The sequence below is a fragment of the Pantoea vagans genome, from assembly GCF_004792415.1.
Classification (GTDB): domain Bacteria; phylum Pseudomonadota; class Gammaproteobacteria; order Enterobacterales; family Enterobacteriaceae; genus Pantoea; species Pantoea vagans.
This window is the reverse complement of the sequence record NZ_CP038853.1, coordinates 1,803,682-1,816,831: the sequence shown is the minus strand read 5'-3', so window position 1 is coordinate 1,816,831 and position 13,150 is coordinate 1,803,682. Positions and strand designations below refer to the sequence as shown.

The following is a 13,150-nucleotide window of genomic DNA, read 5'->3' as shown; positions in this document are numbered from 1 at the left end:
GTAGCACGTGACCATTGCGATAGTAATTGGTACACACGGCTGGGCAGCGGAACAACTGCTGAAAACAGCAGAAATGCTGTTAGGCGAGCAGGAGAATATCGGCTGGATAGACTTTGTCCCCGGTGAAAATGCAGAAACGCTGATTGAAAAATATCAGGCACGACTGGCAGAACTGGATACCAGCAAGGGGGTTCTTTTTCTGGTCGATACCTGGGGCGGCAGCCCGTTCAATGCGGCCAGCCGCATTGTTGTCGACAAGCCACACTATGAGGTCATCGCCGGGGTCAATATTCCGATGCTGGTCGAAACCCTGATGGCGCGTGATGACGATCCCGGATTTGACGAACTGGTCGCCGTGGCGGTGGAGACCGGTCGTGAAGGGGTCAAAGCCCTGAAAGCGAAAGAAGAAGCACCGGCACTGGCTGCGGTGAAACCGGCCGCTGCGGCACAACCGGCTAAGCCAATGGCGCCTGGTGATCACATGAAGATCGGGCTGGCGCGCATTGACGACCGTCTGATTCATGGACAGGTCGCCACGCGCTGGACTAAAGAGACCAACGTTCAGCGTATTATCGTGGTCAGCGATGAAGTGGCCAACGATCACGTGCGCAAAACCCTGCTGACGCAGGTCGCGCCGCCCGGCGTGACGGCCCATGTGGTGGATGTCGACAAAATGGTGCGGGTGTGGAACAACCCGAAGTATGGTCAGGATCGCGTCATGCTGCTGTTTACCAACCCCGCCGATGTCCTGCGCGTAGTTGAACAGGGTGTCGATATTAAAACGGTCAACATCGGCGGGATGGCGTTCCGCCAGGGGAAAACCCAGGTCAATAATGCGGTCTCGGTTGATGAAAAAGATATCGCCGCATTCCGCAAACTCAATGAACGCAATATTGAACTGGAAGTGCGAAAAGTTTCCAGCGATCAAAAACTGAAAATGATGGATCTGATTGCGAAAGTAAACGCGTAACAGAAGCACTTCTGCGCCTGCGTTTCCGGGCTCCTGATTATCCTGCTGAGGACAAGAAGTATGATGGAAATAACCTCGCTACAAATTATTTTGATTTTTATTGTCGCCTGTATTGCCGGTATGGGGTCGATTCTGGATGAGTTCCAGTTTCACCGCCCGCTGGTCGCCTGTACGCTGATTGGTATCGTACTGGGTGATATGAAAACCGGTATTATCATCGGCGGTACGCTGGAGATGATTGCGCTGGGCTGGATGAACATCGGTGCCGCGGTTGCCCCTGATGCCGCCCTCGCCTCTATCATCTCCACTATCCTGGTCATCGCTGGCGGTCAGAGTGTGGGTGCCGGTATTGCACTGGCGATTCCGCTGGCTGCCGCCGGACAGGTGCTGACCATTATCGTGCGTACGCTCACCGTGGCCTTCCAGCACGCGGCTGATAAAGCCGCCGAGAAAGGTAACCTTACGGCCATCTCCTGGATCCATGTCTCTGCCCTGCTGTTACAGGCGATGCGTATCGCCATCCCGGCGCTGATTGTGGCGATTTCGGTCGGCACCAGTGCCGTTCATGCGCTGCTGAGTTCCATTCCTGAAGTGGTCACCAACGGCCTGAATATCGCCGGTGGCATGATTGTGGTGGTCGGTTACGCGATGGTCATCAATATGATGCGCGCAGGCTATCTGATGCCGTTCTTCTACCTGGGCTTCGTTACCGCGGCCTTCACCAACTTCAACCTGGTGGCGCTGGGCGTCATTGGCGTGGTGATGGCGGTGCTCTACATTCAGCTCAGCCCGAAATACAACCGTGTGGCGGGCGTACCGACAGGTGCTGCAACCGCAAACGATCTTGATAACGAACTCGATTAAGGAACAGGTGATCACATGGTTGATATGACGAAAGTTGAAAAGAAACTGACCCCCGGTGATGTCCGCGCCGTTTTTCTGCGCTCTAACCTTTTCCAGGGTTCATGGAACTTTGAGCGTATGCAGGCGCTGGGCTTCTGCTTCTCAATGGTGCCGGTCATCCGCCGCCTCTATCCTGAGAATAACGATGAACGCAGGCAGGCGATCAAACGTCATCTGGAGTTTTTCAATACCCATCCTTATGTCGCCGCGCCGGTACTGGGCGTTACCATGGCGATGGAAGAGCAGCGTGCCAACGGCGCACCTATCGACGACGGTGCGATTAACGGCCTGAAAGTCGGGCTGATGGGGCCGCTGGCCGGTGTTGGCGACCCGATCTTCTGGGGTACGGTACGTCCGGTGTTTGCCGCGCTGGGTGCCGGTATTGCCATGAGCGGCAGTCTGCTGGGTCCGCTGCTGTTCTTCGTACTGTTTAACCTGGCCCGTCTGCTGACCCGCTACTACGGCGTGGCGTATGGCTATCGCAAAGGGATCGACATCGTCAGCGACATGGGCGGCGGTTTCCTGCAGAAGCTCACGGAGGGCGCCTCAATTCTGGGGCTGTTTGTCATGGGGGCGCTGGTCAACAAGTGGACGCACGTCAACATCCCGCTGGTGGTATCGCGCATTACTGACTCCACCGGCAAAACCACCGTCACTACGGTACAGTCAATCCTCGATCAGCTGATGCCAGGCATTGTGCCGCTGCTGCTGACCTTTGGCTGTATGTGGCTGTTACGCCGTAAAGTGAATGCGCTGTGGATTATCGTCGGCTTCTTTGCCATCGGTATCTTTGGTTACTGGATCGGCCTGCTCGGTCTGTAATTTCATCCTGCCGGGAGCCTCTGCTCCCGGCTTTTAAGCGTGGTGAGCTGAGCCACAACCGGCTGAGCTCACCCTGTTTGAGGTAGACGTGATGTCCTTAACTGACGCGTTGATTGCGTGTTGTATCGCCGCCCTGATGGGATTTGCCGTTTACCATGAGGCGATTCTGCCGCGTCGGCACGGACCGACCCGCTTACGGGTAACGCTGCGCAGGCAGCATAAACTTGATAGCCTGATATTCATCGGCCTGCTGCTGATTTTACTGTGGAACAATGTCAGTCATCACGGCCCACAGCTCACCACCTCACTGCTGATGGTGCTGAGTTTTATGGCGTTCTGGCTCTTCTGGCTGCGCAAACCCACGCTGCTGATGAAAAATGAGGGATTGTTTTACGCCGGTGTCTGGATCGATTACCGGCGGATTCAGGGCATGAATCTTTCTGAGGATGGCATTCTGGTGATTCAGCTGGAGCAACGCCGTCTGCTGATTGCGGTGCAGCAACTCGACGACCTGGAGCGCATCTACAATACGCTGGTCGAGGCGCGCTAGTCGCGCTGCCACATTGTCAGGGTAAAATCAGCATCGCAGCTGAACTGCTCACTCTGCTGCAGCGTTTGCCAGACGTCTTCACGCGCCCGCCAGGCAAAGGGCGTCATCTGCAGCAATGTCGTCGCCGCTGCGCCGGTTAATGCCATCGGATAACGCAGGGCATGCTGCGCTACCTGCCGGAAGCCAGGATAATCTTTCTGTTCCGGCACATGCAGCTGCACTTCGCGATAAATCAGCGCTTTGAACTGCTGCAGATGATGCGGGCCTGGAGTGACCGTCAGCACCAGACCACCCGGCTTCAGCACGCGAGCCAGTTCCGCTTCATTGCAGGGTGCGTAGATGCGTACAATCGCATCCAGGGACTGATCGGCAAAGGGTAAGCGCTGACTGGAAGCCACGCAGAAACGCACCGCAGGATAGCGCTTAGCCGCCAGCCGGATGGCCATTCTGGCAACATCCAGGCCATAAATCTCAGCGTCTCCGTTCGCCGCCTCCGCCAGTGCGGCGGTGTAGTACCCTTCACCGCAGCCGATATCCAGGATTTTACACTCTGGCAGATTCAGTACCGGCGCAAGCAGGCTGACTACCTGCTCACGCAGCGGCTGATAATAGCCTGCCTCAAGAAACTCCCGTCGTGCCTGCATCATCTCTGCACTGTCACCCGGTTCACGCGACCGTTTATGCTGAACGGGCAGCAGATTGACATACCCTTCTTTCGCCTGATCGAACTGATGGCGGTTTTCACAGCACCAGCTGCGGTCAGTGAGGGTCAGTGGAGAGTGACAAAGAGGGCAAATCAGGGACATAGGGTGCTCCGGCATCAGATAACGCGGCGCAGTGTAACCTTAACGTTTACGCATCGGAAGCATAAAGAAAGCCCCGGCTGAAGAGCCAGGGCTTTAAGATTCCATGTCAGGGTGCATTGCACCGAGGTGGAGTCGAATCAGATAGCAGTGACGTTAACAGCTGCAGGGCCTTTCTGGCCGTCCTGAATCTCGAACTCAACGCTCTGGCCTTCAGCCAGGGTTTTAAAACCGTTGCCCTGAATAGCAGAGAAGTGTACGAACACATCTTTGCTGCCGTCAGCAGGAGTAATAAAACCAAAACCTTTAGACTCGTTGAACCACTTAACCTGACCTTTAATCTTTGCCATTTTGCAAATTCCTTTAGATGTTTATTTAGCCCGAAGGCTGTCTTACAGAAAAACCAGAGACATTACTGCATGAGGCACTAATTAAGGTTCGGCAAGGAAGCGGTATTCAACGTCAACGTCTTTACTCGTACTTCTTTACTGAAGATGCCATGCATAAACAGAACTGTACCTCGTTTAACCCACGAATTGTTATCACATATCCCAAAAATAATGGCAAGCCATTTTTAAAGCCCTGGCGCGCCTGCGCACATATTTGCCAGAAGGCTCACATTGCCTGTTCCGTGGGGTTTACAACTGCGTCTGCGAATAAAGTACGCGGGCAGCCAGCGCCCTCTCCTGCCTGTGTTGCCAGGCTTAACCTGATGGATACCATAAGAAATTAATATTTCACAAATATGGCAATAGCGAAATGATTAAGCGAAACGGTAACTGTGGCAGATATCAAAGATTGGGCGTCAATCCTGTACAGCGACTTTTATTTCGTACAAATAACGCTTTTTTTGCACCAAAATCAGGAGCCAGCCATTAGCCTTGCTCCAAATAAAAGCAACGATGCGGATTTTCCTTATTAGGAATTTAACTTTCGATTTGAAAAATTGATGTCTGATAAAAAACCTCCGGCTTTTATTTATACCGGAGGCTTTAGGATTATTCCTGGCTGCAATTATTCAGACTGCGACCTTCGCCTATTCGCCAGGGGGCGAAGCGGCCGTTATGTTCGTCTGCCCGCTGTAGCGCATTCGCCAGCTCCTGGGGTGGCGCATCCAGCGACTCATCGGCCAGCTCAAACACGCCCCAGTGAATAGGCAGCGTCAATGGCCTGCCTGCCGCCTGCCATAACGCCACCGCCTGATCGGGATCCATATGCTGGCTTGCCATGAACCATTTGGGTGCATACGCGCCAATCGGCAACGCAGCCACGCTGAACGGGCCAAGCCGGGCCGGAATCTCCAGCAGGCTATCACTGTAGCCACTGTCGCCCGAAAACCAGAAACGCAGGGAGGCAGAGCGCACGACCCAGCCGCACCAGAGCGAACGGTTGCGATCGCGTGGGGTTCGCATACTCCAGTGACGGGCTGGCACCGCATCAAAACAGAGGTCGCCGAGCGTTATCTGCTGCCACCAGTCGATCTGGTGCACCTGTTTCACGCCCTTCGCTCTGCACCATTTCGCCAGTCCCAGCGGCACAATAAAGGTCGCCTGCGGAAAATGCCGGATAATCGCTTTAACCGTCAGTTTATCCAGATGATCGTAATGGTTGTGTGAAATCAGCACGACATCAAGCTGCGGCAGATCAGCGATGCTGATGGGCGCGGGCGTTTTACGCTGTGGCCCCGCAAACGCCAGCGGTGAGGCGCGTGGTGAGAGCGCCGGATCGATCAGAATATATTGTCCATTGAGCCGTAACAGGACGGCAGCATGTCCCAGCCACCAGATACGATCGTCACTGCCGCTGATATCCGCGGGCTGCCACCATTGCCTGGTGAAGGCCGCATAACCCTGCTGGGGTGGCGCAGGGAGCGCCTGTGCTTTACGCTCCCTGCGCCAGCGTTGCAGGTCACCCGGTTTTCGTTGTTCCGGTTCAGGATTACGGAATCCCTCTGGCGTGTGATGCGCTTTACTGCTGTCATACCACGGATTTTTCCAGGCCATTCCGTCTCTCTGTTGTGATTAACGTTCCGGGATTAACCGGATAAAGTCGCGCTTCTCCCGATCGTCATCGGTTTTTGTATTTTCTGCCCCAGGCTGCATCTCAATCAGGCGGCGCAGCAGCTGATTCTGCTTCTTCTGCTCTTCCAGTAAGGATTCCAGTAAGTGGATTTGCTCACCTGCGCGTACGCTGGCCCGGTTAACAAAGAACCAGACGATAAACGCCACAATCAAAATAATGACCAGCAGGCCATAGCTGACCAGGGGGCCCGGATTTGCGGCTAACTCATTCATAACTGCCTCGTAAAACTCAGTGGAAACGCCAGAACATGGCAACCGCCTATTCTACCTGTAGCCATCGCAAAAGATAATGGGGAATACAGCAATGCAGAATTTGCCGTTTCAGTTATCTCTGATCGATCCCACCAGAAAAGCGAGGCATGCTGATATCATCATAACCGGCAGCACCAGGTGGCGCGCTGAGTTATCTTTCACAAGGAGACACAATGAAACTGTTTATTCGCACAATAGGCTTGCTGGCGGTGATCTGGCTGGCAATGCTGCTTACCGGCTATGGTGTGTTAACCGGCAGTACTAAAAATGCTGCCGGACTTGGCCTGCAGTGCAGCTATCTTACCGCTCGCGGCGTGATCAGCGCGCAGTATCTGCATACCGACAGTGGCGTGGTGGGCGTGACGGATTGTCCGTTGCTGAAGAAAAGCGGAGAAGTGATCGATAACTAGTGATAAAGCGGGCCGGATGGCCCGCTTTATTCAGAATGGGTAGTCGTGATAGCCCATTTCTGCTGAAAGCGTACGCGCCGCCCGATGCAGCATTGCCACATAATCCTGGCGGGCATCTTCCGAAAAGCGAATGGTGGGAAACGAGATGCTGAGTCCCGCAATCACCACGCCAAACCGATCGAACACCGGCACGGCAAGGCAGCGTAATCCCTCTTCCTGCTCTTCATTATCTTCGCCGTAACCCTGCGCTTTGACCTGATCCAGCGTCGTAATCAGCGCTTCCGCGCTCAGCAGCGTATTGGCTGTGCTGCGTTTAAACTCCACATCCCGCAGGATTTCCTCAACATCGCTGCGATCGCGCCAGGCGAGCAGGACTTTACCAATCGCGGTGGTATGCAGCGGGTTGCGACGGCCAATGCGCGAATACATGCGCAGGTTATAGAGTGAGTCGATTTTATGGATGTAGACAATGCTGTCCTCTTCCAGCGCCCCCAGGTGGATCGTCTCTTTAGTCAGACGCGACAGCTCACGCATCTGTACATCCGCACTGCGGATCAAATCGACGTTCTGCAGCGCCTTAGCACCCAGTTCAAACAGCTTCAGCGTCAGTGAGTACTTCTCGCTCTCACCTTCCTGTGTCACATAGCCCAGCGATTTCATGGTTTGCAGGAAACGGTAGACGGTACTTTTTGACATCATCACGCGCTGCGCAAGCTCGGTTATACCGTGATCGCGCTCTTCACCCAGCGCCTGCAGAATGCCGAACACTTTAAGAACCGAAGAGACGGAATCGGGCTGTTTATCATTTTCAGCAGAGGACATCGCGCACCTTGTTAAACCTGTTTCAAAAAAAATGGAACGGACTGTCAGTATAGAGGGATGCACAGGACGGCAGCAATGTTTTAACCATTGAGTCATATTTTAAGACAGTTTTTTATCCGGCCGGACGCTGCTTTTCAGCGCTGATTTCATTAGCATGATGATATTCACCCTCTTTAGTAATTAACTTATGACACTCTCTCCTCCTCAGGATGGATTACCTCCGCGTCAGCGCTATATGGCTATCGTCACCATTGCGCTGGGCCTGACCATGGCGGTATTAGACGGCGCGATTGCTAATGTCGCGTTACCGACCATATCCCGTGAACTGAATGCCAGTCCGGCACAGTCCATCTGGATTGTGAATGCCTATCAGATTGCGATTATCGTCTCGCTGCTGTCACTTTCGTTTCTGGGCGACATGCTGGGTTATCGCCGCGTCTATCAGGCTGGCCTGGCACTGTTTATTGCGACCTCACTGTTCTGCGCCTTTTCGACCACGCTAACCATGCTGACTTTTGCCCGCGTGCTGCAGGGGTTGGGCGGCGCGGCGCTGATGAGTGTGAATACCGCGCTGATACGCATTATCTATCCGCAGCGCTATCTGGGACGCGGCATGGCGATCAACTCGCTGGTCGTGGCCGTATCAACCGCGGCTGGCCCGACGGTAGCGGCAGCAATACTCTCGGTAGCCAGCTGGAAATGGCTGTTTCTGATTAACGTCCCGCTGGGGGCCATTGCACTCTGGCTGGCGCTGCGAACCCTGCCTGATAACCCGCAGAAAGCCACAACACAGAAATTCGATGTGCCCAGCGCGATCATGAACGCCCTGTTCTTTGGCCTGATCATTTCCGCTCTGAGCGGCTTTGCCCAGGGACAGAGTCATCTGCTGGTGCTCTCCGAGGTCGTTGCGCTGCTGGTCGTGGGCTGGTTCTTTATTCGTCGTCAGCTCAATATGGCGGTGCCGCTGCTGCCGGTTGATCTGCTGCGTATCCCGATTTTCAGCCTGTCGATGGGAACGTCGGTCTGTTCGTTCTGTGCCCAGATGCTGGCGATGGTCTCACTGCCCTTCTTTCTGCAGAACGTCCTGCAGCGTAATGAGGTGGCGACCGGGTTGCTGCTGACGCCCTGGCCGCTGGCAACGATGGTATTTGCGCCGATTGCCGGCCGTCTGATTGAACGGGTGCATGCCGGGTTGTTAGGGGGGATCGGACTGGCGATGTTCGCGCTGGGACTGTTCCTGCTCGCCTGGCTGCCGGTAAATCCGGGCGATGGCGATATTATCTGGCGCATGATGCTGTGCGGTGCCGGTTTCGGGCTGTTCCAGTCACCCAACAACCACACGATTGTCACCTCCGCGCCACGTAATCGCAGTGGCGGAGCCAGCGGCATGCTGGGTACTGCGCGTCTTCTGGGGCAGAGTATGGGTGCCGCGCTGGTCGCACTGATGTTTAATCTGTTTGATGAACGTGGGACGCACGTTTCGCTGCTGCTTGCAGGGAGCTTTGCCGCCGTGGCGGCGCTGGTGAGCGTGTCGCGCATGACGCAGACCCGCACGTAATTCCATAAACAGAAAAGGCGACCCGCGGGTCGCCTTGTTTACTCTGCTTAGCGCTACTTCAGATACTGACCGCTGCGCAGGGCTTCAATACGCTTGTCTAACGGCGGGTGCGACATGAACAGCTCGCTGAACGATTTGCCCTTACCGTTGATACAGAACGCCATCATGCTGCTCGGCTCCTGCGGTTCGTAGCTGGTTTTCAGACGCTGTAACGCCGCAATCATCTTCTCACGACCGACCAGCTTCGCTGAACCGGCATCGGCGTGGAACTCACGATGACGGGAGAACCACATGGTGATGATGCTGGCGAGAATACCAAACACCAGTTCCAGCACCATCGACACCGCAAAGTAGACCAGCGGATTGCCGTTGCTGCTCTCCTCACCATCACGGTTGCCGGACATAAAGCCCGCCGCAATCTGCGCCAGAATACGTGAAACGAAAATCACGAAGGTGTTCACCACACCCTGGATCAGCGTCATGGTGATCATGTCACCGTTAGCGATGTGCGACACTTCGTGAGCCAGCACCGCTTCCGCCTCATCACGGCTCATGTTCTGCAGCAGACCGGTTGAGACAGCCACCAGTGAGGCGTTACGACGCGCACCGGTCGCAAAGGCGTTGATATCTGGTGCGTGATAGATCGCAACCTGTGGCATCGCAATGCCCGCCTGCTGGGCCTGACGGCCAATGGTATCCACCAGCCAGCGCTCGGTTTCGTTGCGTGGCTGTTCAATCACTTCACCGCCAACCGATCGCAGCGCCATCCACTTCGACATCAGCAGTGAAACAAACGCACCGCCGAAGCCAAACAGACCTGCCATGATCATCAGGCCCTGAACACTGCTTGACTGGATCCCTGTCAGGCTGAGAATCAGCCCGAATACCAACATCACAGCCAGGTTGGTCATCAGGAAAAGAGCAATACGCATCATTTTTGTTAATCTTCCTCAGTAGTTCACGCGCCTATACGCGGATACATATCCTATGAGCATTGTGCGGCTTTTCAAGCGACCTTAACGTTTAAGTGCCTAAAAAGACATAACTTTACATTCTGACACGTCTGCCGGGCGGCACGGCCTGCAGACGGGTTCACCATCGCTAATCATTGGTTACCGGAAACTTTTCCGGGGGCAAAAAAAAGCACCGCAAAGCGGTGCTTTTTCTGACAACAGCGGATTATTTCGCTGCTGGCGCGTCTGGCTGGGATTTCTCCAGTTGCGCAAGATCGTTAGCGATCTTCACCGTCTCATCGAGATACGGATCCGGCTCTTTATAATCTTTCGGCAACTCATCCAGGTTCTTCAGCGGTTTTTTGCCTTCGGCCTGATAGCGCGCATTGATTCGCTCCAGACGTGACGCATCATCTTCGTGGTTCTCTTTCTCGCGCTGCGCAAGATTGAGTGACACGATGTTGCGCTTATCTTTCAGGGCATTGTAACGGGCAATGTCCTTCATGATGTACTGGAACTCGCGATCCTGAGCGATACGGTCAGCATGCTGCTTCGTCAGCTGCGCGACCAGCGGTTTAACATCACCGGTTTTGGTATAGGTGGCCGCTTTGATGCTGTCCCATGGCAGGGCGTTATCTTCAAATTTCTCACCGGTTTCAGCCGCTTCAACGCCGGTTGGCATCAGCAGGTCCGGCGTGACGCCTTTACGCTGTGTGCTGCCGCCGTTAATGCGATAGAACTTCTGGATGGTGTAAGAAACGGAGCCTAACGCTGGCCACTCCGGACGCAGCATCTGATCGTAGATGCGGTTCAGCGAGCGATACTGCTGAACGGTGCCTTTACCAAAGGTTGGCTCGCCGACAATCACTGCACGACCGTAATCCTGCATCGCGGCAGCAAAGATCTCAGAAGCAGAGGCGCTGAAGCGATCGACCAGCACCACCAGCGGACCTTTGTAGTAGACCACGCCGTCGTTATCGCTGTCTTCACGCACCCGACCATTATTGTCGCGAACCTGCACCACCGGACCACTCGGAATAAACAGGCCGGAAAGCGAGACCGCTTCGGTCAGCGCACCGCCGCCGTTGGTGCGCAGATCGATCACCACGCTATCGACGTTCTGTTTCTGCAGTTTCTGCAGCTGGACTTTCACGTCGTCGGTGAGACCGACATAGAAGCCAGGAATATCGAGCACGCCCACTTTCTGCTTGCCGACATTTTTGATAGTCAGTTTAACCGCGCGATCTTCCAGACGGATTTTCTCACGCGTCAGCGTCACGGTACGGGTTTTGGTGCCCTTACCGGCAGGCAGAATTTCCAGGCGCACTTTGCTGCCCTTGGGTCCTTTGATTTTTGCCACGACATCATCCAGACGCCAGCCGATCACATCTTCCATCGGCTTGCCTGGCTGACCGACACCCACGATGCGATCGCCCACGGTGATGGCTTTGCTTTTCGCTGCCGGACCGCCTGCGACCATCGAGTTGATCACGGTGTAGTCGTCATCCATCTGCAGGACTGCACCGATGCCTTCCAGTGACAGGCTCATCTCGGTATTGAACTGCTCGGTGTTACGCGGCGACAGATAGCTGGTATGCGGATCGATTTCGCGGGCAAAGGCGTTCATCACCAGCTGGAAAACGTCTTCGCCGTTGCTCTGGGCCAGACGACGGATCGCGAAGTTATAACGCTTGGTCAGAACGTCGCGGATCTCGTTATCGTCTTTGCCTGCCAGCTTCAGACTCAGCTGGTCATATTTGACCTTGGCATCCCAGAGCGCGTTCAGCTCAGCCTGATCTTTCGGCCAGGGCGCTTTGGCGCGGTCAATGTCGATGGTGTCATTGCCGCTGAAATTCATCGGACGCGCCAGCACCGTCAGCGCATACTGATAGCGCTCAAAACGGCGTTTCTGCGCCAGATTATAAATATCGTAAAAGAGATCCAGCTTGCCACTGCGCAGCTCATCGCCGACGGTGGTTTTTTTGCTGGCAAACTGCGCCACATCTGACGCCAGCAGCACATTGTGGCTGTAGTCGAGCATGTTCAGGTAGCGATCAAAAATTTTCGCGGAAAAGTTCTGATCCAGATCGAACTGGCGGTAGTGGGAACGGGTAAAGCGCGACGTGACGCGCTCACTGACCGTCGGATCCTGCGGGTCTTCGTGAAGCTGGGGAATCTGATCGGCGCGGGTAATATTCTCTGCGCCGAAGGTTGGGCCTGCTAAGAGCAGGCCCGCAATAAGTCCAACTTTAAAAAGGGTGTTCATGCCGGGGTTAGCCTCCGTTTCAGAACTGCAAGTGTTCTGCGCGCACAATCATTGCCATGCCGGAAGCGAGCTGGACCCGAACGCCGTCTTTAGAGACTTCAAGAACGGTAGCGTCCATCGCACTTTTGCCTGCTTTAACTTTAATACTCTGGCCGGGTTGCAAAGTTGAGGTATCAGTGATGGGTCGGGCTTCCTGCTCCGGACGTGGGGCTGGCTTGCGATGCTGTGAGGCGGTCGCACGCGGAGCAGTCGTCTGCGGACGGGGTTTACGCGCAGCATCGCCTTCTGCAGGCTTACGTGGCGCGGGCTTGCGTGGACGACGCGGTGCGGCGCCCTCTTCGCTTTCGCCTGCTTCACGGCGTGCAGCACGCTGCTGGTCACGCTGCGCCTGAACGCGCGCTTTGGCTTCTTCCAGCTGCTTGCGGGCATGCTCAACGTGCTGCTCATCCAGCACGCCACAGGCGTTGCCGTCGAGATCGACACGAATCGCACCGGCTTTGATGCCGTACAGATAACGCCAGCTTGACGTATAAAGACGCAGCGCGGAACGCAGCTGTGTTTTGCTCAGACCCATTTCGCCCTGAACACGCTCGACCAGATCCTGAAAGATACCGATTTTGAGCGGACGCGCTTCACCTTCAGCGCTAAAGCAGTGCGGAAAGCGCTCCGCCAGAAAAGTGATGACTTCTTTACTGCTATTCAACTTAGGTTGATTTTCCATGAAATTTCCTGATTACAACGGGTTTGCCGACCAGCGCAG

14 protein-coding genes are annotated in these 13,150 nt (G+C 55.1%); 6 read left to right on the top strand and 8 right to left on the bottom strand.

Translation table 11 applies throughout. The features are described from left to right. Positions 1-7: 7 nt before the first annotated feature. The 4 genes from manX to EGO56_RS08420 all read left to right on the top strand — a co-directional run bounded on the left by manX (position 8) and on the right by EGO56_RS08420 (position 3,245). Positions 8-970, top strand: coding sequence for a PTS mannose transporter subunit IIAB (gene manX / locus EGO56_RS08435; RefSeq protein ID WP_135908508.1), 963 nt, complete (start codon positions 8-10; stop codon positions 968-970). Between the two features lie 63 nt (positions 971-1,033). Beyond that, positions 1,034-1,834: a PTS mannose/fructose/sorbose transporter subunit IIC gene (locus tag EGO56_RS08430; RefSeq protein ID WP_135910547.1), complete on the top strand. Its 801-nt coding sequence runs from the start codon at positions 1,034-1,036 to the stop codon at positions 1,832-1,834. A gap of 15 nt (positions 1,835-1,849) precedes the next feature. After that, positions 1,850-2,695, top strand: a complete 846-nt coding sequence (locus EGO56_RS08425; RefSeq protein WP_033783289.1) for a PTS mannose transporter subunit IID — start codon at positions 1,850-1,852, stop codon at positions 2,693-2,695. A gap of 91 nt (positions 2,696-2,786) precedes the next feature. Further along, on the top strand, positions 2,787-3,245 hold the full coding sequence (locus EGO56_RS08420; protein WP_135908506.1) for a DUF986 family protein: 459 nt from the start codon (positions 2,787-2,789) through the stop codon (positions 3,243-3,245). On the opposite strand, the gene rlmA is transcribed toward EGO56_RS08420, so the two are convergent. From rlmA to EGO56_RS08395, 4 genes are all read right to left on the bottom strand, one after another. Continuing rightward, positions 3,242-4,051 carry a 23S rRNA (guanine(745)-N(1))-methyltransferase gene (gene rlmA, locus EGO56_RS08415; protein WP_135908504.1) on the bottom strand — a complete coding sequence of 270 codons (810 nt, stop codon included), beginning with the start codon at positions 4,049-4,051 and terminating at the stop codon, positions 3,242-3,244. The two genes, EGO56_RS08420 and rlmA, sit on opposite strands and share 4 nt — an antisense overlap. 137 nt (positions 4,052-4,188) lie before the next feature. Further along, positions 4,189-4,398 carry a transcription antiterminator/RNA stability regulator CspE gene (gene cspE / locus EGO56_RS08410; protein ID WP_003852684.1) on the bottom strand — a complete coding sequence of 70 codons (210 nt, stop codon included), beginning with the start codon at positions 4,396-4,398 and terminating at the stop codon, positions 4,189-4,191. 648 nt (positions 4,399-5,046) lie between these two features. Then, positions 5,047-6,051: an MBL fold metallo-hydrolase gene (locus tag EGO56_RS08400; RefSeq protein WP_135908502.1), complete on the bottom strand. Its 1,005-nt coding sequence runs from the start codon at positions 6,049-6,051 to the stop codon at positions 5,047-5,049. Positions 6,052-6,069: 18 nt separating this feature from the next. After that, positions 6,070-6,342 carry a YebO family protein gene (locus tag EGO56_RS08395; protein ID WP_135908500.1) on the bottom strand — a complete coding sequence of 91 codons (273 nt, stop codon included), beginning with the start codon at positions 6,340-6,342 and terminating at the stop codon, positions 6,070-6,072. Between the two features lie 212 nt (positions 6,343-6,554). Between EGO56_RS08395 and EGO56_RS08390 the strand changes: the two genes are divergently transcribed. After that, positions 6,555-6,791: a YobH family protein gene (locus tag EGO56_RS08390; RefSeq protein WP_033732884.1), complete on the top strand. Its 237-nt coding sequence runs from the start codon at positions 6,555-6,557 to the stop codon at positions 6,789-6,791. Between the two features lie 30 nt (positions 6,792-6,821). Here EGO56_RS08390 and kdgR read toward each other — a convergent pair whose 3' ends face one another. After that, positions 6,822-7,613 carry a DNA-binding transcriptional regulator KdgR gene (kdgR, locus tag EGO56_RS08385; protein WP_013358108.1) on the bottom strand — a complete coding sequence of 264 codons (792 nt, stop codon included), beginning with the start codon at positions 7,611-7,613 and terminating at the stop codon, positions 6,822-6,824. A 187-nt stretch (positions 7,614-7,800) separates the two neighbouring features. Between kdgR and EGO56_RS08380 the strand changes: the two genes are divergently transcribed. Beyond that, entirely contained in the window at positions 7,801-9,171 is a 1,371-nt protein-coding gene (locus EGO56_RS08380; RefSeq protein ID WP_135908498.1) for an MFS transporter, read from the top strand. Positions 9,172-9,224: 53 nt separating this feature from the next. On the opposite strand, the gene htpX is transcribed toward EGO56_RS08380, so the two are convergent. The 3 genes from htpX to proQ form a co-directional block, all read right to left on the bottom strand. Further along, positions 9,225-10,106 carry a protease HtpX gene (htpX, locus tag EGO56_RS08375; RefSeq protein ID WP_003852678.1) on the bottom strand — a complete coding sequence of 294 codons (882 nt, stop codon included), beginning with the start codon at positions 10,104-10,106 and terminating at the stop codon, positions 9,225-9,227. Between the two features lie 244 nt (positions 10,107-10,350). Then, positions 10,351-12,390, bottom strand: coding sequence for a carboxy terminal-processing peptidase (prc, locus tag EGO56_RS08370; RefSeq protein WP_135908496.1), 2,040 nt, complete (start codon positions 12,388-12,390; stop codon positions 10,351-10,353). A gap of 19 nt (positions 12,391-12,409) precedes the next feature. Next, the gene (proQ, locus tag EGO56_RS08365; protein ID WP_033732888.1) at positions 12,410-13,111 is read right to left on the bottom strand and encodes an RNA chaperone ProQ; all 702 of its coding nucleotides are present in this window, start codon (positions 13,109-13,111) and stop codon (positions 12,410-12,412) included. Between the last annotated feature and the right edge of the window lie 39 nt (positions 13,112-13,150).